Source organism: Bacillus sp. FSL K6-3458 (assembly GCF_038005045.1).
In the GTDB taxonomy this organism is placed as follows: domain Bacteria; phylum Bacillota; class Bacilli; order Bacillales; family Bacillaceae; genus Bacillus; species Bacillus altitudinis.
Genome location: NZ_JBBOSI010000001.1, coordinates 1,894,917 through 1,920,629 on the forward strand (window position 1 = coordinate 1,894,917; position 25,713 = coordinate 1,920,629).

Sequence of the window (25,713 nt, forward strand, 5' to 3'; positions counted from 1 at the left end):
GAATGAAGAGATTGTATACCGGCTGTAGGAGGAAATCGTAATGGAACTGCTCTTTTTAGGAACAGGTGCAGGCATTCCTGCAAAAACAAGAAACGTCACTTGCACTGCGCTGAAGCTTTTAGAAGAGAGAAAAGCCGTGTGGCTTTTTGATTGCGGAGAAGCGACGCAGCATCAAATATTACATACAACGATTAAACCAAGAAAAATTGAGAAGATCTTTATCACGCATATGCACGGTGATCATGTATATGGTCTCCCGGGTCTGCTTGGCAGCAGGTCCTTTCAAGGCGGAGAAGATGAATTGACGATATATGGTCCAAGCGGCATTAAAGCTTTTGTAAACGCGGCACTTTCAGCGACACAAACGCATTTGACTTATCCGCTGCATATCATAGAAATAGAGGAAGGGATCGTTTTTGAAGATGAGACCTTTCAAGTAGAAGCAAGACGAGTGTCTCATGGGATCCCAGCTTTCGGTTATCGGGTCGTGGAAAAAGATGTACCGGGTGCACTAAAAGCCGAAGACCTAAAAAAAATCGGTGTAAAACCTGGACCTTTGTATCAGAAGTTGAAAAATGGGGAAACCGTTACACTCGAAGATGGAAGAATGATTGATGGAACCGATTATTTGGAACCCCCTAAAAAAGGGAGAATCGTTGCATTTTCAGGAGATACCCGTTTGTGCGAGAATATAACAAGGCTTGCCAAGAATGCGGATGTGTTAGTCCATGAAGCAACATTTGGGAAAGAAGATGCAGAACTAGCCTATAATTATTATCACAGTACGACAGAACAGGCAGCAAAAACAGCGCAGGAAGCAGGCGCAAAAAGACTGATTTTGACCCATATTAGTGCACGGTACCAAGGGGAAGAGTCACTGAAACAATTACTCAAAGAAGCCCGCGATATATTCCCGCTGACTGAAGCTGCACATGATTTCTTTTCTTTTCCTATTGACCGTACCCTGTAAAAATTGGATGAATCGTCAAAAAAAGTTGTGTGATTTTTTTGATATTTATGATGACGCTCTTTTTCAGGTAGTGGTAAAATGGTGAAGAAAAAACAAATGACGAATTACACTATGAAGAATACGGGAGGCACAATCAAAGATGAGCGGTTTTACAGCGTTAAGTGAAGCAGAATTAAATGACCTATATGCAGCACGACAAAAAGAATATGAAACGTACAAAAGTAAAAACTTACACTTAGACATGTCTAGAGGGAAACCTTCACCAAAACAGCTCGATTTATCTATGGGCATGCTCGATGTCGTGACATCAAAGGATGCAATGACAGCTGAGGATGGTTCAGATGTGCGAAACTATGGCGGCTTGACAGGCCTTCCTGAAACAAAGAAATTTTTTGCAAGTGTGCTCAATCTGAAGCCAGAACAAATCATCATTGGCGGTAATTCTAGTCTGAATATGATGCATGACACAATTGCACGTGCTATGACTCACGGCGTATATGGCAGCAAAACACCTTGGGGAGAGCTTCCAAAGGTAAAATTCCTTGCACCAAGCCCAGGATATGATCGTCATTTTGCCATTTGTGAGCATTTTAACATAGAGATGATTACGGTAGATATGAAGTCGGATGGACCAGACATGGATCAGGTGGAAAAATTGGTTGCAGAAGATGAAGCCATCAAAGGGATTTGGTGTGTACCGAAATATAGTAACCCTGACGGCATTACGTATTCAGATGAGGTTGTTGACCGTCTTGCTTCTATGCAGACAAAAGCAGACGACTTCCGTATTTTTTGGGATGATGCCTATGCAGTCCACCATCTAACAGATACGCCTGATACGTTAAAAGATATTTTTCAAGCAGTAGACAAAGCAGGACATGCAAACCGTGTGTTTATGTTCGCCTCTACTTCTAAAATTACGTTCCCAGGCTCAGGTGTTGCACTGATGGCATCTAGTCAGGACAACGTCAGCTTTATTCAAAAACAGCTATCAGTTCAAACCATTGGGCCAGATAAAATCAATCAATTAAGACACCTTCGTTTCTTCAAGAATCCAGAAGGATTGAAGGAACATATGAAAAAGCATGCAGCGATTATTAAGCCGAAATTTGACCTCGTTCTTTCGATCCTTGATGAAAAGCTTGGTGGAACAGGCATCGCTGAGTGGCACAAACCAAATGGCGGATATTTTATCAGCTTAAATACACTCGATCATTGTGCAAAAGCTGTTGTGCAAAAAGCGAAAGAAGCCGGTGTGACACTAACAGGTGCAGGGGCGACATATCCTTATGGAAACGATCCGCTTGATCGTAACATCCGTATTGCGCCAACGTTCCCAACACTTGAAGAACTAGAGCAGGCGATTGACATCTTTACGTTATGCGTTCAGCTTGTCAGCATTGAAAAATTGCTGTCTGAGAAAAGTCAATCAGCACCAACGGTATAATGAAAAAACTCCTTGACTGATGTCCGGTCAAGGAGTTTTTGTTTTTAGTTAGCTGTTTGATAATAAGAGACAGGCTGTTTTGCTGCACACCATACATCATAAATCGCAAGCTGTACAATATGTGGTTCATCGTGATGAATATAGTGCGAGCTGTTCTGCGCCTGAATCCATCCGCTTTGGGATGATAATGTGAGCATTCGTTTATGAAGCCTGAGCCAAGCTTCATGTGCTGGATGAAACAAGCGGCTTTTGCCTGATGAAATGACAAGAAGGGGCATCATCCCATAATGCGTTTGCTCCTCTTTGATCGTACGCAGCATTTGCTCAAAGTCCTCATGTGTACATTCTGCTGTGAATTGCGCCATATATGAAGTGCGTTCTTCCTTTGATAAGAGTGGCAGAATGACCTGCTCTTGCTCCTCACTTGCTGGGTCTAGAAGGACCATACCGATAACATCTTCTTTTCTGCGGCTTGCCCATAAGCGGCTGACAAGAGAGCCAAATGAGTGCGCCACAATGAGAAATGGCGGCTGAATATTGGCTTGATGTAAGAGTGTATCTAAATCATCCGCAAGATCATGCAAAGTTCTTCCTTCTTTGCTTTCACTGCTTTTTCCATTGCCTAAACGGTCATATAAGAAAACACCAAGCTCTGGGTCAATATCAAGAGCGATATTCGTCCACGTATCGCCTGAAATTCCATATCCTGCTTCAAAAATAATGGTGGCTTGCTTTTTTCCTTGACGATGCCTTGTATAAAAGTGATGTCCATCTATATGATACGTTCTTTCAATCAATGCCGAGTTCATTCTTCCATCTCCTCTAAGTGGTTCTTTAGCTAAAAGACGGCACAAAAGGCAAAGATGTTTCTCTTAAAAACAAAAAAGATGCCTATTTCAAAAAATAGACACCTTTTTGCTTAAAGATGTTACCAAGCGCGATCGTATTGGCGCGGGCTTTCGATGGATGTACGAAGCTCTTTAGCGGCTGTTTTTGGGAAATACGGATCCCGTAAAAATTCTCTGCCGATAAAGATCAAGTCAGCACGCTGATTTTGTAAAATTTCTTCGGCCTGTACACCAGATGTGATCATACCAACAGCGGCTGTTTGGATGCCGGCACCTTCTCTTATTTTCTCAGCAAAGTTGACTTGGTAGCCGGGGAATGTTTTAATACTGGCTTGCACCACAGCGCCTGAGCTCACATCAATTAGATCGACTCCTTGCTCTTTCAGCCATGCGGCAATGCCAATATAATCTGCAATATCTAGTCCTTTTGTTGTGTAATCAGAAGCGGATACACGGACAAATAATGGTCCATCCCACACTTCATTGACTGCATCAACAACTTCTCTCAAGAAGCGATAACGATTTTCTGGTGAACCGCCATATTCATCTGTCCGGTGATTGGCAAGCGGTGAGAGAAATTCGTTAATCAAATAGCCATGCGCACCATGAATCTCAATGATGTCAAATCCAGCTTTCTTGGCGCGGACAGCGGCATCTTGAAACGCCTGAACGGTGTCTTTTATTTGATCGATAGACATCTCAAGAGGTGTTTTAGATTGTTCGTCAAATGGAATGCTGGATGGAGCAAGAATGTCACCATCTAGCTCAGCCTTGCGTCCTGCATGGGCTAGCTGGATGGCCGTTTTTGTTCCGTACGCTTTGATTTGTTCGTTTAATGAGGCAAATCCTTCAATGTGCTCATCACTCCAAATTCCGAGGTCCTGATCACTAATTCTTCCCTCAGGTGAAACAGCACTTGCCTCGACCATAATTAATCCGGCCTGACCTTGCGCACGGGAAATATAATGTGCAAAGTGGAAAGGCTGTAATTTTCCATCACGGTCATAGGATGAATACATACACATCGGGGACATGACGATGCGGTTTTTGAGTGTGACACCTTTTAATGTCCAAGGTGAAAAAAGCTTTGTTTCCAATTACCTTCGCCTCCTCATAGAATGGTATAGCCGATTATAACAGTCATTCAAACATTCGTCATAAAAGGTGCTCAAATCATATAGCTTTTGAACATGATTTTGTATAATGAAAGATATGGACATCAAAGGGGGATAAACGGATGAAATGGCAAACGGAAAGTGAACTAAAGGAGCTACTCACAGCTCTGATGCAGTATGAAAGCATATCTGGTACAACGGGAGAAGTCGCATTAGCGGAATATTTATATTACTTGCTGAGGGAGCGGCCATATTTTGAGCAGCATCCTGATCACTTGGCTTTGCATCCAATGAAAGATGGCCGGTATTTTTTAACGGCACTTGTCAAACGCAGTACGCTGCCACGTACTGTTTTACTCCTGAGCCATTTTGATGTCGTCGATACAGAGGATTACGGAGAATTTCAAAATATGGCGTGTAAGCCCGAAGAGTTAATGGCGTCCTTTTCTCAAAAAAGTGCACTTCTTCCAAAAAGGGCAAGAGAGGATTTAGCTTCAGGTGACTGGCTGTTTGGACGAGGGTCCATGGATATGAAAGCAGGCCTGACTGTCCAGCTTTCCATGCTGGAAAGAGCGATGGCAGGGAGGTTTGAAGGAAATATTCTGCTCGTCACAGTGCCAGATGAAGAAGTGAATTCACAGGGGATGCTGGAGGCTGTTCCGAAACTAAAGGAACTCAAGGAGACGTATGACCTTGAGTATACCGCGTGTTTAAACAGTGAGCCGATGTTTGAAAAGTATCCCGGGGATGCGCACCAATACATCTATACAGGTAGTATAGGGAAGGTACTTGCGGGATTTTTCTGCAAAGGAATTGAAACACATGTAGGTGAGCCCTTCTCAGGATTAAATGCAAATTTTATGGTATCTGAATTAAACAGGCTGTTAGAACTGAATAGTGATTATTGTGAGGAAGTAGATGGTGAAGTGACACCGCCTCCGACCAATTTGATGCAAAAGGATTTGAAAGAAGCTTACTCTGTTCAAACGCCTCACACGGCTGTTTCTTTATTTAATGTGCTGATGATGAACCGCTCTAGTGAAGAGCTTCACGGGCTCCTCTATGAAACTGCGAAACAAGCAGCAGCCCAAATCGAAGCCAATCTCAAACAGAAAACCGCTGCATTTCAACGCTTTAAACATTTTACACCCATCGATACAAACATCACGGTGTTAACGTATCATGAGCTGTACGAAAAAGCTGCTGAACGATCCGGCAAGCAGGAGGTCGAACGAATTGTCAACTACGCCTTTGCCAACCGGGGTGAGCTTGGGGATCGTGATTTTTCAACCAAAATTGTATCAGAACTGACGACCCTTTGTAAGGAAGATGGAGCACTGATTGTGTTGTTTTATAGTCCGCCATTTTACCCATCTGTTTCTTCAACAAACGATCTGCATATTCAAACGACCTTAAAGAAGATTCAAAGAGAAGCAAAAGAGATTTATGGAATCGAAGTAGAAGAAGTCAAATATTTTCCTGGTTTATCTGATTTAAGCTACTTACAGCTTGAAAATCAAGATATAGACGATTATACAGCCAACATGCCGCTATACCAAAAAGGCTACTCGTTACCACAAGGAGAAAAAGAAGCTCTTAACGTTCCTGTCATCAACGTTGGTCCATTAGGAAAGGATGCGCACAAATGGACAGAGCGGCTGCATGTCCCATTCTCTTTTGGCGTTTTGCCGTCGCTCTTAGAATCAACAATTCATGCTTTATTAGAAAAGAATTAAGTGAAAGCCCTATCGTCATGATAGGGCTTTTCTTTTTGATTTTAATCACCTTCTGTCTAAAGAAATAGAGTATGATATAGAATAATACTTACATATATTTGAAGGGGGATTGTGAGAGTGAAAACAGGAGTACTAACAAAAACTGAGATCATGACATCACTTCAAGAGAGTTTGCGTATGCTTGAGGAGTTATTATGGACATGTGATGAGGCTACATTAGATGAATCTTTTGGGGAAGGCAAGTGGTCGATTAAACAAATTGTTGGACATTTGTATGATACAGAAGAAGTCTGGTCAGAGCGGATAGAGCAGGCAATATCAAATGAGCACACGCTTTTCGCATCATATGATCCAGAGATATATGTGAAGGGAAGAGCTTATGAAACGTATACCGCACAAGAGGTCAGTGCATTGATCGAGCGCTTAAAAGAGAGCAGAAACAAAACACTACAACTATTAGAAAAGGATACATGGGATTTTTCAGGTCTCCATCCTGAAGAAGGGATGATGACAGTCCAAATATTAGCTGAAACCATTGCTTTACATGAAATTCATCACCTCGATCAAATCAAAGCCATCATGTCCATGAGAGCATCGAGTGATAGATGAAAAGCACCTGTCATCAAGGCAGGTGCTTTTCTATATTATTTATACGTACTCGCTGAAAACATGTCGTTTAATTCTGCTGCGCGTTTTGTCGCTGTTTTCACACAATCGACAATCGCTTCTTCAAATTGATAGGAAGCAAGGGTATTCAGTCCTGCTTCTGTCGTTCCACCTTCGCTCGTAATTTCTTTGCGCAATTCAGCAGGTTCCTTACCGCTATCCTGAAGCATATTTGCAGCGCCTGCAATCATTTGACAAATGAGCAATTTCGCTGTCTCTTGGTCCATCCCAAGTTCCGATGCACCTCGCTCCATTCCTTCAATCAAATGATAAATAAAGGCAGGACCGCTGCCTGCAATGGCTGTGACCGCATTCAGCTGTGATTCATCTAAAACCGTCACATGACCGATCGTTTCAAACAGCTGAACTGCTTTTTCCTTTTGCGCCTCTGTGACTTTATCACTGACAGCAATGCCAGTAGCTGATTGTTGTATGGCTGCTGATGTATTTGGCATCGCACGAACCACCGCCGTTTTTGCGCCAGCATAATGCTGAATGGTTTCAATAGAAATGCCCGCTAAAATAGAAATAATCAGCTGTCCATTTAAATGGGGCCTTACTTCAGAAATGCCACTTTCCGCATCTTTTGGTTTTAAAGCAAACACCAGCATATCGGCTTCTTCATAAATAAAGGAACGAGCGAAATCTGTTTTGACTCCATAACGTGCATTTAATTCTTCTAATCGTTTTTCATTTGTTTTATTTGTGACAATGATATCTTCATTTGACATAATGCCGCTCTTTAAAAGACCTTTAATCATAGACTCGGCCATTGAGCCTGCACCAATAAATCCAATTTTACTCATAAGCTGCTCCTCCTTGTAGAAAATAAAAAAACCTCTCGTCTGCAAAGGACGAAAGGTTTTTCGCGGTACCACCCTCAATTAGCATGCAATCATGCATACTCAGCTCTAGTCCCTTAACGCGGGAAACGTTTAGGTTTGCCTAACAGCTCAAAGGGCAGGTTCAGCAAATAAGAGGATGGTGAAGTCTTACAGCCGGCGGACCTCACTCTCTTGCATCGTTATTTTGCTTACTAATCCTTGTCATCGCGCATCTTATATTTGTTGTTCATTATGCAACGATGGACAAGTTTGTGTCAATAGGGAGAGATAAAAAAATTGACCATCTAAACCGCATGACAGTCTGCCCTTTGCAAGATACAATGAATAAAGAGAGTGAGTTCAGATGATCTATGAGTCAAAAATCAGGAGATGACGTATAAAAGTGAAAGAAGAAATGATTCAATTATCCATCCCTACACCGTTTGCGGTGGGGGATGTCCATGCATATGTATTAAAAGGCGATGCCGTGACCTTAGTCGATTGCGGACCGATGACACAAGAGGCGCAGCATGCCTTTGTCACGCAATTAAAGGAACATCATTTATCAATAGATGATATTGATCAAGTGGTTTTGACACATCATCATGCAGATCATGTCGGTCTTTTAGATCTGATGAAATCCCATGTCCGTGTCATCGGACACGAGTTGAATGAGCCCTATATTAGTCAGGATGAAGCGTTTAAACAGCGTCAAATCCATTTTATGAATGATTTTTTTCAGCAGTTAGGTGTGCCGCTTCGTCAAGGTGAGTGTGAAAGAATTGTGAGGCAGTCTTATACATATTCATGTACGGCACATGTCGATGACGTCATAAAAGAAGGCGATCGTTTGAAGGGACATGAGCACTTCCAAGTGCTGGAGACCCCGGGACATGCACAATCTCATCTTTCTTTTTTAGATGAAACAACAGGGAATTTCATCGGCGGTGATCTGCTGCTTACGACCATTTCTTCCAATCCGTTAATGGAAGCGCCAATGAAAGGAACAGAACGTCAAAAATCGCTGCTTCAATATAAAGCATCACTCGAGCGTTTATTGCATTTGCCCATTCAGGCGATTTATCCAGGGCATGGCCAGCTCATTACCTCTCATCACGAATTGATCGAAGAAAGATTTAAAAAACAGGGAAAACGGGCAAATACGATGTATCAGCTGCTTCAACGAAAGGAAATGACCGCCTTTCATCTTTGTCGCACCCTATTTCCGGGCCTGTATGAAGAAGCATTATTTCTGACAATGTCTGAGACAGTCGGACAGCTTGATGTGCTTTTAGCGGCTGGACATATTGAAGAAGTGCAAAAAGACGGAACCCTCTACTATCGAGCAAATGAAGGAGTGAAATAAATGGGGCGACTAACAGGAAAGAAAATATGGATTACAGGTGCTTCAGGCGGTATTGGTGAAAAGATGGCGTACTTGGCAGCAGCCGAAGGAGCAGAAATCATTGTGTCGGCAAGACGAATTGAAAAGCTCACAGGTGTAAAAGAAAAGATTATAAGTGCTGGCGGCGTATGTCACATCGTTCAGCTTGATGTCAGTCAGCTTGAGGACATTGATCAAGCCTATCAACAAGTGGGAGCTGTTGATATTTTGGTGAACAATGCCGGTTTTGGTGTGTTCGATCTCGTCGAGGACGCATCCATTGAGGAAATGGTGTCGATGTTTGAGGTCAATGTCTTTGGTTTAATTGCCTGCACAAAAAAGGTCCTTCCTGAGATGAAACAAAGAGGGAAGGGACATATTATCAATATTGCGTCACAGGCAGGCAAAATTGCCACCCCTAAATCCGCCATCTATTCCGCATCAAAGCATGCGGTTCTCGGTTTTTCAAACAGCCTGAGAATGGAGCTGGCAGACAGCGGAATTCATGTCACAACTGTCAATCCAGGACCGATTGCCACAGACTTCTTTACCATTGCAGACCGCAGTGGTGAATATGTGAAAAATGTTGATTTTATGATGCTCAGTGCTGACAAGGTAGCAGGGAAGGTCGTATCCGCCATGATGACAAAAAAAAGAGAGATTAATTTACCAGGATGGATGAATGCTGGCAGTAAGTTGTATCAATTATTCCCGTTTTTATTTGAAAAAGCAGCACGTAAAGCAATGATGAAAAAATAACAAAAAAAGAAACCGGTCACAGGCTGGTTTCTTTTTTTGTTTGATGGGGCTTAATATTGGTGACGCCAAAGACATTGCCATCAACATCTTCAAAGCTAAAACCGCCTAAGTCTGGGTCAGCTAATATTTGAATAACCGATACGGTCACTTCATGCTCGCTTAAATACTGGTGAAAGTTTTTTAAATCCTTCACAAATAGATCAATCATACTATGCCGAACTCCTGTAAAAGAGTTCATAAAGTAGATTCGTTTCTCGTGTTTTGTTTTGACGAGATAAAAAGAAGGTCCCTCGCCATGGGTAAAAGTGAGCATGGCGGCTTCTTCTGATTGATGTAGAACGATCATCTCTAAAATCTGTTCATACCAAGAGACAGCCCGGGTGATATCGGTCACAGGAATTTCAATCGTAGCAATTTGTTGAATGGTCAATGGCTTCACTCCTTTTTCTATATTCGTCTTGCCGCTTGCTGAAGTGGATCCCATACACTGTTAAAAGGAGGGGCATAGCTAATATCTAAATCTTCAAGGTCTGTCACAGTCAGCCCTTGATAAAGAGCAGTTGCCATGACATCAATTCGTTTATCAACACCTTCTTTACCGATGATTTGTGCGCCAAGCAAGGTGTGATCATCGCTTCTGTAAATCAGTTTCACTTTCATTTTCTCTGCATCTGGGTAATATCCAGCGTGGTCAGTGCTGTCGATAGTGATGGTGGAGAAAGGAAGGTCATCGTCTTTTGCTTCTTTCTCTGATAAACCTGTTCGTCCCGCCGTCACGTCCATAAATTTCATCACCGCTGTGCCGGTTACGCCTTGAAACGCACGGTTTGTTCCTGTCATATGAAAGCCTGCGATTCTTCCTTGTTTATTTGCTGTCGTGCCGAGCGGAATATAGTCCAGTTCCTTTTTGATACGGTGGTAGGTCGCTGCGCAGTCACCAGCCGCATAGATATCTTGTACATTGGTCTGCATGTATTCATTCACAACAACTGCACCATTTTGAAGACGCTGAATTCCTGTGCTGTCTAAAAAGGATGTTTGCGGAGTGACGCCAACGGCAATGATGACCATATCTGTTTCAATGGTCTGTTTGTCTGTTTGAACAGCTGTTACATGTGTCTTGCCCTTTAACTTTTGCACTGTTTCACCAAGTACCACGTGAATACTTTGATTGTCTGCTTCTTCTTTCAGATACTTTGCCATATCGGGATCAAAGCCTGGGCCAAGTGTTGCACCCCGCTGAATGATATGAACGTCTTTGCCTAGCCCTTTTAAATTTTCTGCCATTTCTAAGCCGATATATCCTCCGCCGATGATCGTGATATGTGTGACGTCTTTTTTTAGATTGTCTAAAATAGACAGCGCATGCGGGATTGTTTTTAATACGTGGACACCTTCTAATGAATGACTGTCTAGATCAAGTGTGACGGGGCTTGCTCCTGTCGCAATTAACAGGCGGTCATACGTTTCTGTAAAGGGCTTTTTTGTTTTAGAATGAATACCCGATACTGTTTTTTGCTCCGGGTCAATTGAGGTCACTTCGTGTAAGCATCTGGCATCAATTCCGTATTTGTCACGAAAAGTTTCAGCGCTGCGTGCGATGAGTTTTCTGTGATGATCAATGAGACCGCCGATCAAGTAGGGGAGTCCGCACTGTCCATATGAGAAAATCTCTCCTTTTTCAAAAGCTACAATTTGCGCGTCTGGATCCTCTCTATATATTTGCATAGCGCAGCTCATTCCTGCTGCATCTCCGCCAATCATCACATATTTCATTTGGTGTGCTCCCTTCTATCTATCAAACTGAATACTCTTATTTACCCTCATTTTCCTTTATTTAATGCTTTTTTTTCGCAAAAGAAGCAAACTTTCGTTGAAAAATAAAGACAGCGCCTTCATTTTAAGCTACAATCGGATTATCGTCTTTTTGGTTATGAGTTTAGTTTAGATTGGTGGGAAAGACTTTGGGTGACGAACGACTAGATTTTAATACACTATATACACGCCATACGAGAGAGGCATGGGCCGCTCTTGGAGAATATATGCCGGTATCTGTTTCAGAAGAAGAAGTGCGAGCACTTCAAGGATTAAACGACTACTTATCGCTAGAAGAAGTGCGAGATATTTACATACCGCTTATTCGGTTTCTGACATTACATGTCTTTGCAGAAAAACAAAAAAATCAGCATGTCAATGCTTTTTTAAACTACCCGCATCATGCGAAAATCCCTTTTTTAATTGGGATTGCAGGAAGTGTGGCCGTCGGCAAAAGCACGACAGCACGTATTATTGAAACACTTTTATCAAGGCTTGGAGATGGGCTGAAGGTGAGTCTCGTAACAACGGACGGCTTTTTGTATCCTCAAAAAGAGTTAAAAGATCGGGGGCTGATGGAAAAGAAAGGCTTCCCGGAAAGCTATGATGTTAAAGCGCTACTTTCGTTTTTAAATGAATTAAAATCAGGGAAACAAACTGTGCATGCACCTGTATATTCACATCTGACCTATGACCGTCTTGAAGGGGTGTATGAAACAGTAGAAGATGCAGATATTGTGATCATTGAAGGGATCAACGTGTTGCAATCACCGGCACTGGATGATCTGAAGGATGAGCCGCGCGTGTTTGTATCAGATTACTTCGATTTTTCGATTTATGTAGATGCCGCTGAGACGCAAATTCAATGCTGGTATAAAGAACGGTTCCGTTTGCTGCGGGAAACAGCCTTCCAAGATCCTGAATCTTTCTTTCATCAATACAAAGATTTGACGGATGAAGAAGCAGATCAGATGGCAAGCACGATTTGGAATACAGTGAACCGGCCTAATTTATATGAAAATATTTTGCCGACAAAATATAGAGCCGATTTGATTTTAAAAAAAGGCGATCAGCATAAGGTGGAAGAGATCGCCATCCGCAGGGTATAAAGAAAACCGCTCAAATTGAGAGCGGTTTTTTTAATGACCTCCACTTACTTTCACAGCCACGGCAGCCGCCGTTCGTTTTTTTAGGCGGTAGTATCCGATAAGTAAAAACGGAACGCCTGCAGCGGTGACAATCGCCAAGACTGAAAAAATAGAAAGGGGATGGGCTGCGCCAAATAAGTCAATACACAATCCTCCGACAAACGGTCCGACGACGCTGCCGAGCTGAGAAAACCCCATTGCGCCGAAGTATGACCCTTTCACTTCAGGTTTTGCAATATTGTCTACAAACAGATCCATCATCGCAAAGAGCAGCACTTCACCAATCGTAAACACGACAATGATGAAAGCAAGCGTACCGAGACTTTGTGAAAAAGCAATGGCAAACAAACTGCCTGCTAGAAGCACGTTCCCAGTCGTTAATGACAAAATCGTTGAATAGCGCTTAGCGATCATAATCAGCGGGTACTGAACGACAATGACAACCACTGCGTTTAAGGATAAAAGATACCCAAACAGTTTAGGGCCATCCTCAATCATAGGGGATGCCGATAAATATTGAGGCAGTGTTGAGCTTAGGTGTGAATAGCCAAATGAACATAAAGTAACGCCAATGAGGATGATGCTAAAGACCGTATCTTTCTGAATAATGGAAAGAGCTTTTTTGACGCCGATTTGTTTGGTGCTTTCTGGAGCAGCCACTGGATGCTTTTGAAATTGCCATGCCAGCGTTAACCCGTACAACAAGTAAATGAGGGCAGCGACGAGAAATGGAAAAGTCGTTTTTGATGACCCGAGATATAAGCCAAGCAGCGGGCCGAAAATGACACCAATGTTAATGGCCGTATACCGTAAGTTAAAGACAAACAACCGAATGCTCGATGGGGTGACATCGGATAAGAGTGCTTTAGACGTTGGTTCAAACAGCGCCCGGCACAGTCCATTTAAAGCATTCATAAAAAAGAAGACCCAAATGGCATCTGCAAATGCGAAGCCAACAAAGACAAGTGTCCAGCCAAAGATGGATAAAAGCATGACCTTTTTTCTGCCGATTCGGTCGGAAACATAGCCGCCGTAAAAACTCGCAACAATCCCAATAAGAGAGCTGACGGCAATGATCAATCCAGCTGAAGAGGCTGAGGCGCCTTTGACTTGTGTCAAATAAACGGCTAAAAAGGGAATGCTCATGGATGTCGCCATTCGACCAAATATCGTGCCGATGATGATCGTCCAACTAAGTGGATGTAAAGTGCGTAAGTTATTTTTCATGCTGTGTCTCCCCTGAGTTTGTAAGATGTTCCAATCATACATGAAAAATTGTGCAAATTAAATACACAATTTGATGGAGGAGTCATCCGTCAAATGACAGAGAAGCTTGAACCGTTCCGCTCATTCAAAGAGCATATGCCTCGTTTTCAAGGTTTTAAGCCTTGATGGGTCATAATTTTTCAGAAAAACGAAGCGTGTTTTTCAATGATCATGTTTTCGTTTTGCGAAAATCAATTGAGATCGATGGCAATAATTTGATGTAAGGAAAGGTTTAGAACATCTTCGTCATTCACGATTTTCATTTGGCGTGTTTCATAATGAATGGCTTTCACCCAGCCCCAAAACTGTGCTTTCATGCCTGATGAGACATATGTCACGCAAATCGCTTGATCCTCGGTAATCGACTGTGTGATCAAAACATTCATTTCCTCTAGCTGATCGGAGCTGAGCGGTAGAGGTGTATATTCTTTTTTCTTTCGTTTTTGAGCAAGTAGTTGCTCTCTGTGCTCTGGTAGCATCATTCGGCTTGATTCCCACATGATGTTGTATCCAGGTGTTAATTTATTGGGATTCATGCTTGTTCGCCTCCGTTATTTGTAATGCCCGCCAATTTTTTCGGCGCGGTGATATGCCTGCCCTGCGCTTGTCAGTGACGAAGCATGCAATAATGCCGCAGGTCCATATTTCAGATGGATTTCATCAAATACTTTGCTGAGTTGATCTTTCTTCAAATGATGATCAAATAAAGTCAGCTGATAGTGGCTGTCAGGCTGCAGTTGTGAGAGGGTAATGCCTACACTGCGAATGGGCTGGCCATCCCAGTGCTGCTGACATAGCTGAATCGCTGCCTCTGCAATATCTGAGCCATACTGTGTCGGTGAATGAAGCTTCATTTGTCGATGAAAGCCTGTTGGATGTGAAAAATCAGCCCCTCTTACACCAACAGACACCGTTTGACCGAGATAATGCTTAAAACGTGCCCGCCTAGCGACTTCCTCACTCAATTCAAGAAGAGCGACTTTGATCTCCTCAAAAGATGCGTAATCACGGGGAAGGGTCATATGATGCCCAACGGCTTTTTGTTGATCATGTGTGTGAATAGTGACTGGGGAGGGATCGTGTCCTAAAGCTGTTCGCTGCAGAAGCTCCCCATTGATTCCCCAGCGTTTTTTTAATCGGTCTAACGGATAAGTAGCAAGTGTGCCAATGGTACTGATGCCCATTCGTTTCAAATGATGCTCCATTCGTTTGCCGACGCCAAATAATTTTCCAATTGGAAGCGGCCATAAATCAGCAGCAACCCGGTCGGCACTCAGTTCATAGATGCCGGATGTGTTTTTTTTGGCAAAATGGTCACAGGCCATTTTAGCGAGCACTTTATTAGGGCCGATGCCCACACGTGCGTAAATGCCAGTCTGATTCATAATCGTTGTTTGTATATGTTGAGCGATCTTATGTGGAGAGCCGAATAGTGTAAGACTGCCTGTAATATCAAGAAACTGTTCATCAATGGAATATGGCTCGACAAGGTCTGTGTATTGTTCAAGCAGTTCTGTAATCATGACAGAGACATCGAGATAGCGCTGCATACGTGGACGTACAACCACTGCTTCAGGACATTTCTCCTGTGCTTCCCATAACCTTGATGCATTTTGTACGCCACGTTTCTTCGCGAGAGGGCAGGCTGCTAGGACGACTCCGCTTCTTCGTTCTGGATCTCCAGAGACAATGAGCGGTACATTCTCCAAATGAGGCGCCTCCACCTTCTCGACTGATGCATAAAATGACTGCATATCCACAAGCAGAATGGCTCGTTCATTCATTGTACTTCACCTCTAGGAACGTATGTTCTGTATCTATTGTAAACAACATGAGGTGAAATTCATACTGGTAAATCATTCAAAAGCTGTCCATACAAAAAAGACGAAGTGGTGAACACTTCGTCTCGTCTGCTGCAACGATTGTTAGGCATGTGCCATGTTGTGGAATGTTTGGAGCGGTTCAGAACGCAGACGATAAGCCATCAGCTTTTTCTTTGGCTTATGTGTAAACTGCCGAACCACATCCACATGGTCATCATAATGGAACAGATAAAGCGTGACATCATGTTTCCCATGCTTTGTTTGCATAGTAAGCGGCGCTGGCCCTTCATTCGGATGAAGAAAGCGTTCTTCATCACCAGGGTAAATATAATAGCGTTCAATAAAGATCGCATCATTAAAATGTTGAATGATTTCAGATGCTCGCTGCTCATCAAGCGAACGACCTTGAAAAGTAATATTTGTTTGCTCACTTGTTACTTTAGCATGTACGGCGTAGCGGCTAAAAAGGCGCTCAACAACACCAGAAGGCAAAGAGGTGACAAGCAGCTTTAAAAGACTAAATACAACAAGCGAAATAACAACCCAAACCAATCTCATCATCTCCAATAAACATTTGTACCATTTCCTATATGAACCATCTTAACATAACAAATGAATGAAACTTTCGCACAAAAAGTGAACTTTTTGAAATAAGTGTGAAGATTTAAAAGGAGATGACGGCTGAAAGACGAAGAACCAACAAGTGAATATGAAAAAAGACAGGCATACTGTCTTTACAACCATTTGATCAGACAGTAGACTATTGAAACAATCGCATTTTTGAGAAAAAACGAATCAAAGGAAAGCCAAAATGGAAAAAGGGGCGAGGCCATCATGATACGTCAAGTGAAACCGTCAGATTTTTACGCAGTCACATCCGTCATTCAAAGCTGGTGGGGAGGCAGAGATTTGCGTGCAAAATTGCCAAAGCTCTTTTTTGAACATTTCCAGCAAACAAGTTTTGTTGTCGTTGAAAAGGGAGAGCTGATCGGCTTTTTGGTTGGTTTTTTATCGCAATCTCATTCGGATGAAGCCTATATTCACTTTGTTGGCGTCCACCCAGATCACCGTAAATTAAAGATAGGTAAAATCCTCTATCAAGCTTTTTATGAAGCGGCTGAAAAGGAAGGAAGAACAACAATTAAAGCTGTCACAGCTCCTATCAATAAAGTCTCCATTGCTTACCATACAAAACTCGGGTTTCAGATAGAAAAGGGAGATAAAACAGTAGATGGCATCTCAGTCTTTTCAGATTACGATGGCATTCATGAAGACCGTGTGTTATTTGTGAAGAAGCTGGAGCCAATGAAATGATTGTTCATTTAGATCACACAATAAGTGATGTAGCAAAGCAAATCTTACATATTCAACTAGCTGCATACCAACAAGAAGCTGAACAAATTGGCTATGCTGATCTTCCGCCATTAAAAGAGACCATTCAAGATGTCATGAAAGCAAAAGAGCAATTTATTGGTTTTCAGCAACATGATCTCTTATTAGGTGTAGTCTCTTATGAAGAGCTGAAAGATTGTTTGATCATTAGTCGATTGGCTGTGCATCCAAAAGCGCTAAAGCAGGGTATTGGAACAAGACTTATGTCCACAATCATAGAGAAGAATGTTCCGATAGAACTGACCACAGGGCAGGAAAACACCCCTGCAAAAAGGCTATATGAAAAATTAGGGTTTTTTGAAACAAATGTCATTCATGTGGAAAAAGAGCTCACCCTATCAAAAATGAAATGGACACCGCGACGCAAGGTTGAGGTTGTCGAATTCAAAAAAGAATGGCATGAAGAATTCCGTCAAGAAAAGCAGCGACTCAAGCAAATCATTCAAAAGAGCTGGATAGAAGGATACCATATAGGCAGCACGTCAGTTACAGGACTTGTTGCCAAACCAATTATAGATATATTAATAGAAGTAAGCGATATAGAAGAGATTGATAGAAAAAAAGAGAGATTTGAACACCTTGGATACGAAGCGCTCGGTGAAAATGGTATAAAAGGGAGACGTTTTTTTCAAAAGGGTGGCTTGAATCGTACGCATCATGTCCATGTGTATGAAAGAAATCATCCTGATGTGAAAAGACATTTATTGTTTCGAGATTACTTAAGACTCCACCCAGAACGATCTGAAGCGTATGCGTCTGTCAAGGAACAATTAGCAAAACAGTATCCGGAAGATATACAAAGCTATATGGCGGGAAAGAATGAAATCATAAAAGAAATAGAAAATGAGGCATATCGCTGGGATAAAGAAGGAAGAGAGGGAGCTCTTAAATAAGCTGCCTCTTCTCCTCGGTTAATTAGGAAGCTGAACATTGCCTTTTACAATATAGGCCTGTGAAGCAGCAGTAGATGGAAGAGCGGGTAATTGATCCTTTACTATGACCCCGCGGATATCTGTGATTCGAACAGGAAGAGATGTAGACCCCATATGAAAGCCAAGGAAATGGTTGTAGTCGGTCTTTTCCATGTTCACCCATTGTCCATCTTTATAATATTCCATTTTCATAATCGGGTATTTATGATTGCGCACTTGAATCGCAGCCCACCACTCACTGCTACCTTCCTTTATTCTGTAAGCTACATTTCCGCTAATCGGTGCTTTTATAATTTTCCAACTAATTGGGATTTTTCCGTCTGCCATATTGCCAATTTTGGCAAAGGCATTAGGAGAAAGATCAAGAGCTCCTTTTGCTCCTTCTGGATATTTATCGGTTACATACACAACGGTTTTTCCTTTTGGTCCCGTTACTTCAAGGTAAGCCCCTGCAAGTGCCGCATTTACCCCTTTATAGTTATAGTCATGGGGATTTAAAGCCGTAATTTTCATGTCAGATGGAATAGGATCTAATAAAGCGGCGCCCCCTGAGTAACCAGATCCCGTATAAGTCGCATAGCTTTCTCGTACTTCATCAAGGATAGATACCGCTTTCATGTTGGGCATAGTGAAACTCAACATCAATATCAGCGCCCCGATAAAGCAGAGAGATAATCTTTTTTTCACGATCTAAAACCTCCTGTTTCTTCTTTTAAAATTGATAGCGTCATCAGTATAATTCTAAAAAACAGGATGCAGAAAGAGCCAATAGATAGATATAATCCTAGTGAGAAGAGCGTGTATTTCAAAGAGTATGACTTTCGGATTTAGTCGTGTGTCATGTTTTATGGTGTTTTATGTGTTACAATGTAAGCATCAATTTAAAAAGGATGTTCGCCATGTATATTCACATCACAGAACTGGCTAAAACGTATATAGAGAAACAGCAAACAGGAAACGGAACGAAGGAATTACTGCTTCGCTACGATTCAGAAGGTTGTGGCTGTGCAGTGAGTGGCGTACCGATGCTTTGGTTAACAAGTGAAAGAACAGGTGAATGGGAACCACTTAAAAATAGCCAACATTTAAAACTATATATACACACAGCACAAAAGGTGTTTTTTGACGAGGAAATGACGATTGATTTTAATGAAAAAGCCAATACACTTATGTTGAAAAGTCCTCAACAAATACTCAGCCCGAGAATGGGTATACTTGTAAAGTAAGGTGGAAACGTAGTGGATCAAAAGCTGAAAGTGATACAAAATACGGCACAAAATAAAACGTGGGTGTCGTTTTTAAATAATAATCATCCATATAGCCTTTTGCACTGGTCAATCGGTGGAATGGATTCAGTAAAAAAGGACGTCTGGCTTCTCCAAGATGAAGTCACATTTGAAACGGAAGAATTTCCAACGCTTGAATTAGCAGTCAGTTGGATAAAAGAGAATATGGAACACGTAACAGATGTGTTATAAGCCCTTTGCTGAAGAGGGCTTTTTTTGTGCCATCATCATCTCATCAAACAGGAGAACTGTCTAATTTGAAAAATGAGATTTTTCAACGATAAAAAGTCATTTTTAACAAACATTTAGACAAAATGAGAAAAATAGAAAGAGAAAAATAGAGACTGTAAATGCCGAAAAATCGGCAATGAAAGCGGTTATTGCGGGATACCGAAAACTTTACGAAAAACGACATTTCATATTTCTTCCATTCGAGGAAATATGATAGAATACAACATGTATCGTACATGAGGAGGGAGGTGCTAAGGTGAATTGAAGCTCAAGCTGTCATCGCCTCAGGTTGGAATCAAAATAAACGAATGGTATAGGCAGATTTGCGGATTTCATGTCATGAAAGCAGAGAAGCTAAAGGCCGAGATCGAGCAGGAAATCCTTGAGATGGAGCAAGATCAGAACTTGCTGCTTTTTTACCAGCTGATGGATTTTCGACATAAGGTCATGCTTGAATATTTTGAACCGGCAAAAAAAGCCTCGAATGATGAGGAGATTAAGAAGCTTCTAGAAACAATTGAACATTCGCAGACCAAATTAACAGATATGCTTGAATACTATGTTCATTTTTTTACAGGGATGTTTGAATTTGAACAGAGAAACTATTTGAGCGCCATTGCTTATTACCGTTCCGCAGAAAAAAAGCTCAATCTCATATCAGATGATATAGAAAGAGCAGAATTTTATTTTAAATTAGCAGAAATATACTACCACATGAAACAAACCCACTTTTCGATGCACTATGCTTTGCAAGCGTTAGATACGTACTCTGCCTACAGAACGTACATGCTGAGAATCATCCACTGTGAATTTGTCATCGGTGCAAACTATGATGATTTGAAATGCTATGAACATGCATTGCCCTACTTTAAAAATGCTCTAAAGCGAGCACGCTCAATTGGAAACCCTCGAGTCATAGGTTCGGCCCTTTTCAACTTAGGTAACTGCTATTACCAAATGAACGATCTTGCTACAGCAAGTCGCTATCTCAAAGACTCTCTTGAAGTGTTTGAAAAGGAGAATTTAACCCATCTGAATCGCTCTCTAGACCCACTATTTATGCTGACCCAAATCCTGTTTAAACAAAAACAAATAGAAGAGTCGTTAACCCTCTATCAACAAGGTATTATGAAAGCCTGTGAATTAGAAGATGAAATTTACATCTGCAAGTTTCAGTTTTTAAAAGCATTATACGTTGATGCAGAAATAAAAATCATAGACGATACATTAGATTTGTTGGAGGACAAGCGTTTATACCCAGATATTGAGGAACTGGCACTTGATGCGGCTCATTATTATAATGAGCTTGGATTATTTGAAGTTTCTACCCGGTATTACGAAAGGAAAATTCAAGCCATATCAAAAATTCAAAATGGAGGTCATTTATATGAAAATGAGTTTGATAGTTCTTTTATTGGCAGCAACTGCAGGGTTATCGGTCATGAGTCAGCAGCAATCGGAAGAGAGCCATATGGAGCTGGCGGGCAGACACCATACAACAGTGGTGACTATCGTATAAGTTAGCAAAAAGAGGAGACGAACGGCTGTTCATTCTCCTCTTTCATTTTGATTGAATTGAAATGCTTCCAGAAATGCTTCGACCTCTTGTTTATAGACTTCCTTATTGTCACTATAAGACATCGCATGCGCACCATGTGGCGCAATAAATAGCCGTTTATCACCTTTTTTGCGTGCGTATAACTGCTCGCTTTGCTCACAAGGGATATAGTCATCATGGAGGCTATGAATAAAAAAGATAGGTTCTTTCACCTGATCGATTACATCAAGTGGAGAAACTTGCCGAATGCTGTATCCGTCCCGCCATTTCAACACTTGATCACTTAGTGGAAGAATCCACTGTCCTGAAAGACGAAAATCTGTTTTTAATCGATACAGAAGCTGATCCTCAAAGGAAGCAAAAGGACAATCAGCGATGTAAAAATTGGCGTTTGCATCTGGTTTTGCAGCATATAATAAAGTTGTGACTGCGCCCATCGATTCTCCGTGTATCCCAATGATTGTTTTTTCCCCAAGCCTTTTTCTCAGCCACTTGACGACTTGAGCCAAATCTTCTTTTTCATAATATCCATAGCTCGTTGTTTTTCCGCCGCTCATCCCATGTCTTCTATGATCATAAAGCAGCACATTCCATCCAAGCTTTTGGAATAATTTCATATACTTTACGGAATTGATCAAACTGACTGTAACCCCGTGACAAAGAACGATGGTGCGTGTTGTATGAGGGAGCGGTACAAAATAGCCATGAAGATCATAACCAAATGCTGAAGGAATACAAACTTTCTCTTTTTGAAGCTGTTGAAACTCCTCGTGATGATAGTGCCCTTCATCTGATTCTCGTTTGATGAGCTCTTCATCCGTTAATTTTCGTATATACATCATTTTATTGGTAAAAAAAATGCCGATTGCAGCGAGTGGAAATAATACCAAGGCGAGTATAGCGAGCCATTTCTTCTTCAAGCTGATTCTTCCTTTCCGAAGGGTTTCTATGAAGATCATACCACATGTTGGGAGTTTGGCGTGACTCTTGCTGAGCAAATAAAACGGATGATACACTAAAGCAAAAGGAGAGAGGCAAAGTGAAAAAGAGCAATCAAGATCAAGCAAAGCTAAAGGACGGCATAAAGGATGATGTGAAACAGCAGCTCCTTCAAATGAAGCAGAATCTGGCCGCCGAGACAGAAAAAAGAGAAGAACAAAAACGACAAGACCTCCTTCGGCAACAGAAAGAAAAAGAAAAAAATAAAAGTTTCTCAGAGCTGCTAGATGAAAGTCATTTAGACTGGAGAAAGTATAAAAGTTAAAAAAGGGAGCTATGGTGCTCCCTTTTTTATGTTATATCATTGAGATGAATACATACTACATGAGCTGAGAGAAAACACGTCTGACTCCCTCGTATCACTTCATTTCAGAATCCCACCAATAGGATTTTACGTTCAAACCAAAACAAAACGTATTTTATAAACGATAAATTAAAACGAGGAGTATTGATTTATTTAAATTCCTTTTTATCCCAAAAATAGTAGTTAAGACCCTTTTGGGAAGGAGTCATTCCTCTTATAATTAAGATGTATTACAAAATTTGGGAATGGAGATGATTCACATGAAATTGAGAAGAACAATGACTGGAGTTGCTTTATCTTTAGGCTTGCTTTTACCTATTTCTGGACAAGCTCTTGCTACAAATCATTCAACGGATGCAGATCTGCGTACGAAGGCTACTAAAATTGTAGATTGTTCCGAAACTCCTTTTAAAAAAGAAACGAATAGATTATGTATGTACTCAGATAATGGTGTTTTTGCAAATAGTTTCAATAATTTCGGTACTACATTTTATTTTAAAGGCAAAGCTGGAAATTATGGATATTATGAAAGTAGCAGCAAAAGTTAATTAGTCAACGGGGGCTTTTAGCCCCTCAGTCTTAGAGGGAATCTTGATTAGCTCGCTGCTGTTGGATGAACGGGAAACAAAACGTAAGTGGCAAGTTGTTCTCCTATTTGCATGTAGAACATGAAAACGAACATCCATATATACATACGCTAAAAAGAGATCACATACATGTGATCTCTCAGCTTGTAGACAAAGTCTACAAGCTTTTTTGTATAATAAGGGTAATAACACAATTCTGTGGGGGATAAACATGTTATCGAAACGTGAAGAAGAAAGAAGAAATCAATTAGAAGTAGTGGCCTTAGATGAATTAGTGCCTGAAGATCATCTTGTACGAAAAATTGATCAAGCGATCGACTTTGATTTCGTTTATGATCTTGTCAAAGATCATTATAGTTCTGACAACGGTAGACCAAGTGTTGATCCCGTTGTTCTCATTAAGATGGTCTTAATTCAATATCTATTTGGCATTCGCTCTATGCGGCAAACCATTAGAGAAATTGAAACCAACGTGGCTTATCGTTGGTTTATTGGATATGGATTTTCCGAGAAAATCCCGCACTTTTCTACCTTCGGTAAAAACTACGTGAGACGCTTCCATGATACAGATTTATTCGAACAAATTTTTTACCGAATCTTAAGAGAAGCGATGAAAAAAGGACTCGTTGACCCTTCTATTGCCTTCATTGACTCCACTCATGTAAAAGCGAATGCCAATAAGAAAAAACTTGAAAAGAAAATCGTTCGAGTAGAGACGAGAAGTTATCAAAATCAGCTTCATGAGGAGATCAATATTGACCGTGAAGAACATGGAAAAAAGCCTTTACCCCTACAGAATAAAGAAGAGACAAAAGAAATCAAGGTAAGTACGACTGATCCAGAGAGTGGTTACTATGTGAAGGATGAGCGAGAAAAATCATTTGCCTATTCATTTCATACGGCTTGTGATTCTAAAGGATTTATTTTAGGATCACTGGTCACAGGTGGAAATGTTCATGATAGTCGTATGTTGGATTCACTCGTATTAAAGGTGACAGAAAAAGTCGGAAAACCATTTGTAGTCGCAGTAGATGCAGGATATAAAACACCTTACATCGCTAAGTTTTTAATGGATCAAGAGATAAGACCTGTCATGCCTTACACTCGCCCAAGAACAAAAGCTGGTTATTTGAAAAAGAATGAATACGTGTATGATGCATATTTTGATTGTTACATTTGCCCCAACGGGCAAATTCTCTCTTATCGTACAACGACTAGAGAAGGCTATAAGCAATATGCGTCTGATTCAGAGGTATGTAAATCCTGCTCGTTTTTAAATAACTGTACACAAAGTCAAAATCACACTAAACAAATTCATCGGCATATTTGGCAGGACTATCTAGATGAAGCAGACCATCTGAGGCTGACACAAATGAATAAAGACATCTATGCAAAACGGAAAGAAACAATAGAACGCGTTTTTGCGGATGCAAAAGAAAAGCATGGTATGCGTTGGACGAAACTTCGAGGACTGAAAAAAGTTTCAATGCAGGCGATGCTTACTTTCGCTGCCATGAATCTTAAAAAGCTAGCAAACTGGACATGGAAAGAGCCATGTCCAGCGTAAAACACATAATGTTTTTATCAAAAAATGTGAAAACCCCACTTTTACTTGAAGTAAAGGTTGGGTTTGTCTACGGTCTGAGAGATCACATACATGTGATCTCTTTTTGCTTTCTATTGATTCAAACGATGCGTCTCATACACAGACTGTTTTGTGAAATATGACAAAGCTTTTACTTCTTGGTCGCTTAATGAACGTGCATTTGCCGCTGCCACATTTTCTTTTAACTGTTTCACCGAGCTTGCGCCAAAAACAACAGAGCTGACTGCAGAATGCTTGAGCAAGTATTGAATGGACAGCTCTGTCAGTGATAGGTCATAAGCGACTTTCTTTAACGAAGGAATGATTTGCTGGAGCTCTTCAAATGAATATTCAAGATACCCGTTCTTTTGAATCGCCGCACTTGCTTGCGAAAGGGGTTTTTCAGTTAATAATCCTTTTGCTAAAGGACCTCTTGCCACGACACTAATGCTTTGTTCTTCAAGAAGAGAAAACCATTCTTCTGGGCGGCGATCGAGTAAACTATATTGCATCATCACACTCACGATATTTGATTTTTTGGCGTATTCTTTAATGACATTTGGACGGATTGACGATATGCCGTAATAGCGAATGACACCTTCTTCAACCAATTCTTCAAATGCCTCGATGGTTTCGTCAATTGGATCGTCAATTGTGCCGCCATGCAATTGATATAAATCAATATAATCTGTTTGAAGTCGTTTCAGGCTTTGTTTCACTGCCTCTTTTATATATGCTTTTGAAGGATCCCAGTCCCAGCCAGGTTTGCCTTTTTCAAAGCGGTTGCCGCCTTTTGTGGCCAAAATCAAATCTTGGCGTCTATTCTTAATAGCTTCCCCGACGATTTCCTCATTTGTTCCAAAATCATATAAGTCGGCTGTATCCAAATAGTTAATCCCAAGATCAATGGCTTCATCTAATAAAGAGAGCGCTTTTTCTTTTTCAGTCCCAAGGGACATACATCCTAGTGCCGCCTCACTAACCACGAGATCAGAGGTGCCAATTCGTCTTTTTTTCAATTCAATCACACTCCTATCC

The 25,713-nt window shown here is 41.2% G+C and carries 27 protein-coding genes and 1 other annotated feature; of the genes, 15 read left to right on the forward strand and 12 right to left on the reverse strand.

Annotated elements, in window-relative coordinates; translation table 11 throughout:
• Window positions 1–40 precede the first annotated feature (40 nt).
• Window positions 41–970, forward strand: a complete 930-nt coding sequence (gene rnz, locus MHH23_RS10150) for a ribonuclease Z (RefSeq protein ID WP_047945440.1) — start codon at window positions 41–43, stop codon at window positions 968–970.
• Window positions 971–1,109: 139 nt separating this feature from the next.
• Window positions 1,110–2,417 carry an aminotransferase class I/II-fold pyridoxal phosphate-dependent enzyme gene (locus MHH23_RS10155; RefSeq protein WP_340959435.1) on the forward strand — a complete coding sequence of 436 codons (1,308 nt, stop codon included), beginning with the start codon at window positions 1,110–1,112 and terminating at the stop codon, window positions 2,415–2,417.
• A 44-nt stretch (window positions 2,418–2,461) separates the two neighbouring features.
• Here the strand turns inward: MHH23_RS10155 and MHH23_RS10160 are convergent, their stop codons facing one another.
• Window positions 2,462–3,226 (reverse strand): alpha/beta fold hydrolase, encoded by a 765-nt coding sequence (locus tag MHH23_RS10160; RefSeq protein ID WP_340959437.1) that lies wholly within the window; start codon window positions 3,224–3,226, stop codon window positions 2,462–2,464.
• Window positions 3,227–3,345: 119 nt separating this feature from the next.
• Window positions 3,346–4,362 carry an NADPH dehydrogenase NamA gene (gene namA / locus MHH23_RS10165; RefSeq protein WP_268431860.1) on the reverse strand — a complete coding sequence of 339 codons (1,017 nt, stop codon included), beginning with the start codon at window positions 4,360–4,362 and terminating at the stop codon, window positions 3,346–3,348.
• 140 nt (window positions 4,363–4,502) lie between these two features.
• On the opposite strand from namA, the gene MHH23_RS10170 reads away from it, so the two are divergent.
• Both MHH23_RS10170 and MHH23_RS10175 read left to right on the forward strand, forming a co-directional pair.
• Window positions 4,503–6,116, forward strand: a complete 1,614-nt coding sequence (locus tag MHH23_RS10170; protein WP_144668114.1) for a M20/M25/M40 family metallo-hydrolase — start codon at window positions 4,503–4,505, stop codon at window positions 6,114–6,116.
• Window positions 6,117–6,233: 117 nt separating this feature from the next.
• Window positions 6,234–6,725 carry a DinB family protein gene (locus MHH23_RS10175; RefSeq protein ID WP_144665768.1) on the forward strand — a complete coding sequence of 164 codons (492 nt, stop codon included), beginning with the start codon at window positions 6,234–6,236 and terminating at the stop codon, window positions 6,723–6,725.
• A gap of 35 nt (window positions 6,726–6,760) precedes the next feature.
• On the opposite strand, the gene proC is transcribed toward MHH23_RS10175, so the two are convergent.
• Window positions 6,761–7,588 (reverse strand): pyrroline-5-carboxylate reductase, encoded by an 828-nt coding sequence (gene proC, locus MHH23_RS10180; protein ID WP_268412591.1) that lies wholly within the window; start codon window positions 7,586–7,588, stop codon window positions 6,761–6,763.
• 41 nt (window positions 7,589–7,629) lie between these two features.
• Window positions 7,630–7,841: a binding site (T-box leader), on the reverse strand.
• Window positions 7,842–8,009: 168 nt separating this feature from the next.
• On the opposite strand from proC, the gene MHH23_RS10185 reads away from it, so the two are divergent.
• Window positions 8,010–8,972 carry an MBL fold metallo-hydrolase gene (locus MHH23_RS10185; RefSeq protein ID WP_326116670.1) on the forward strand — a complete coding sequence of 321 codons (963 nt, stop codon included), beginning with the start codon at window positions 8,010–8,012 and terminating at the stop codon, window positions 8,970–8,972.
• A complete protein-coding gene (locus MHH23_RS10190; protein ID WP_268382871.1) occupies window positions 8,973–9,749 on the forward strand; it encodes an SDR family NAD(P)-dependent oxidoreductase in 777 nt (258 codons plus the stop codon).
• A 16-nt stretch (window positions 9,750–9,765) separates the two neighbouring features.
• Here the strand turns inward: MHH23_RS10190 and MHH23_RS10195 are convergent, their stop codons facing one another.
• Both MHH23_RS10195 and MHH23_RS10200 read right to left on the reverse strand, forming a co-directional pair.
• Entirely contained in the window at window positions 9,766–10,188 is a 423-nt protein-coding gene (locus tag MHH23_RS10195; protein WP_268431863.1) for a VOC family protein, read from the reverse strand.
• An 8-nt stretch (window positions 10,189–10,196) separates the two neighbouring features.
• A complete protein-coding gene (locus MHH23_RS10200; protein WP_268431864.1) occupies window positions 10,197–11,525 on the reverse strand; it encodes a CoA-disulfide reductase in 1,329 nt (442 codons plus the stop codon).
• A gap of 188 nt (window positions 11,526–11,713) precedes the next feature.
• Between MHH23_RS10200 and coaA the strand changes: the two genes are divergently transcribed.
• Window positions 11,714–12,673, forward strand: a complete 960-nt coding sequence (coaA, locus tag MHH23_RS10205) for a type I pantothenate kinase (protein WP_008342294.1) — start codon at window positions 11,714–11,716, stop codon at window positions 12,671–12,673.
• Between the two features lie 30 nt (window positions 12,674–12,703).
• Here the strand turns inward: coaA and MHH23_RS10210 are convergent, their stop codons facing one another.
• From MHH23_RS10210 to MHH23_RS10225, 4 genes are all read right to left on the reverse strand, one after another.
• The gene (locus MHH23_RS10210; RefSeq protein ID WP_008343828.1) at window positions 12,704–13,939 is read right to left on the reverse strand and encodes an MDR family MFS transporter; all 1,236 of its coding nucleotides are present in this window, start codon (window positions 13,937–13,939) and stop codon (window positions 12,704–12,706) included.
• A 230-nt stretch (window positions 13,940–14,169) separates the two neighbouring features.
• Window positions 14,170–14,514 (reverse strand): YolD-like family protein, encoded by a 345-nt coding sequence (locus MHH23_RS10215; protein WP_017367544.1) that lies wholly within the window; start codon window positions 14,512–14,514, stop codon window positions 14,170–14,172.
• Window positions 14,515–14,529: 15 nt separating this feature from the next.
• On the reverse strand, window positions 14,530–15,762 hold the full coding sequence (locus MHH23_RS10220) for a DNA polymerase IV (protein WP_135009215.1): 1,233 nt from the start codon (window positions 15,760–15,762) through the stop codon (window positions 14,530–14,532).
• Between the two features lie 141 nt (window positions 15,763–15,903).
• Window positions 15,904–16,353 (reverse strand): YfmQ family protein, encoded by a 450-nt coding sequence (locus MHH23_RS10225; protein WP_024718948.1) that lies wholly within the window; start codon window positions 16,351–16,353, stop codon window positions 15,904–15,906.
• 282 nt (window positions 16,354–16,635) lie between these two features.
• Here MHH23_RS10225 and MHH23_RS10230 point away from each other — a divergent pair, with 282 nt between their 5' ends.
• Window positions 16,636–17,115 (forward strand): GNAT family N-acetyltransferase, encoded by a 480-nt coding sequence (locus MHH23_RS10230; RefSeq protein ID WP_024718947.1) that lies wholly within the window; start codon window positions 16,636–16,638, stop codon window positions 17,113–17,115.
• The gene (locus tag MHH23_RS10235; protein WP_340959443.1) at window positions 17,112–18,086 is read left to right on the forward strand and encodes a GNAT family N-acetyltransferase; all 975 of its coding nucleotides are present in this window, start codon (window positions 17,112–17,114) and stop codon (window positions 18,084–18,086) included. Before MHH23_RS10230 ends, MHH23_RS10235 begins: the two co-directional genes overlap by 4 nt.
• Before the next feature lie 18 nt (window positions 18,087–18,104).
• Here the strand turns inward: MHH23_RS10235 and MHH23_RS10240 are convergent, their stop codons facing one another.
• Entirely contained in the window at window positions 18,105–18,812 is a 708-nt protein-coding gene (locus tag MHH23_RS10240; protein ID WP_340959444.1) for an expansin EXLX1 family cellulose-binding protein, read from the reverse strand.
• A 212-nt stretch (window positions 18,813–19,024) separates the two neighbouring features.
• On the opposite strand from MHH23_RS10240, the gene MHH23_RS10245 reads away from it, so the two are divergent.
• From MHH23_RS10245 to MHH23_RS10255, 3 genes are all read left to right on the forward strand, one after another.
• Window positions 19,025–19,351: an iron-sulfur cluster biosynthesis family protein gene (locus tag MHH23_RS10245; RefSeq protein ID WP_039165847.1), complete on the forward strand. Its 327-nt coding sequence runs from the start codon at window positions 19,025–19,027 to the stop codon at window positions 19,349–19,351.
• Between the two features lie 12 nt (window positions 19,352–19,363).
• A complete protein-coding gene (locus tag MHH23_RS10250; protein ID WP_008343836.1) occupies window positions 19,364–19,603 on the forward strand; it encodes a YqkC family protein in 240 nt (79 codons plus the stop codon).
• Window positions 19,604–19,903: 300 nt separating this feature from the next.
• Window positions 19,904–21,166, forward strand: a complete 1,263-nt coding sequence (locus MHH23_RS10255) for a Rap family tetratricopeptide repeat protein (RefSeq protein ID WP_340959445.1) — start codon at window positions 19,904–19,906, stop codon at window positions 21,164–21,166.
• 24 nt (window positions 21,167–21,190) lie between these two features.
• Here the strand turns inward: MHH23_RS10255 and MHH23_RS10260 are convergent, their stop codons facing one another.
• Window positions 21,191–22,120, reverse strand: a complete 930-nt coding sequence (locus MHH23_RS10260; RefSeq protein WP_340959446.1) for an alpha/beta hydrolase — start codon at window positions 22,118–22,120, stop codon at window positions 21,191–21,193.
• Between the two features lie 119 nt (window positions 22,121–22,239).
• Between MHH23_RS10260 and MHH23_RS10265 the strand changes: the two genes are divergently transcribed.
• From MHH23_RS10265 to MHH23_RS10275, 3 genes are all read left to right on the forward strand, one after another.
• Window positions 22,240–22,464 carry a YqkE family protein gene (locus MHH23_RS10265; protein ID WP_041091974.1) on the forward strand — a complete coding sequence of 75 codons (225 nt, stop codon included), beginning with the start codon at window positions 22,240–22,242 and terminating at the stop codon, window positions 22,462–22,464.
• A gap of 317 nt (window positions 22,465–22,781) precedes the next feature.
• Window positions 22,782–23,051, forward strand: coding sequence for an LCI fold-containing protein (locus MHH23_RS10270; RefSeq protein WP_285711782.1), 270 nt, complete (start codon window positions 22,782–22,784; stop codon window positions 23,049–23,051).
• Between the two features lie 250 nt (window positions 23,052–23,301).
• The gene (locus tag MHH23_RS10275) at window positions 23,302–24,657 is read left to right on the forward strand and encodes an IS1182 family transposase (RefSeq protein ID WP_073416015.1); all 1,356 of its coding nucleotides are present in this window, start codon (window positions 23,302–23,304) and stop codon (window positions 24,655–24,657) included.
• A gap of 110 nt (window positions 24,658–24,767) precedes the next feature.
• Here MHH23_RS10275 and MHH23_RS10280 read toward each other — a convergent pair whose 3' ends face one another.
• Window positions 24,768–25,694, reverse strand: coding sequence for an aldo/keto reductase (locus MHH23_RS10280; RefSeq protein ID WP_025207571.1), 927 nt, complete (start codon window positions 25,692–25,694; stop codon window positions 24,768–24,770).
• Window positions 25,695–25,713: the final 19 nt, after the last annotated feature.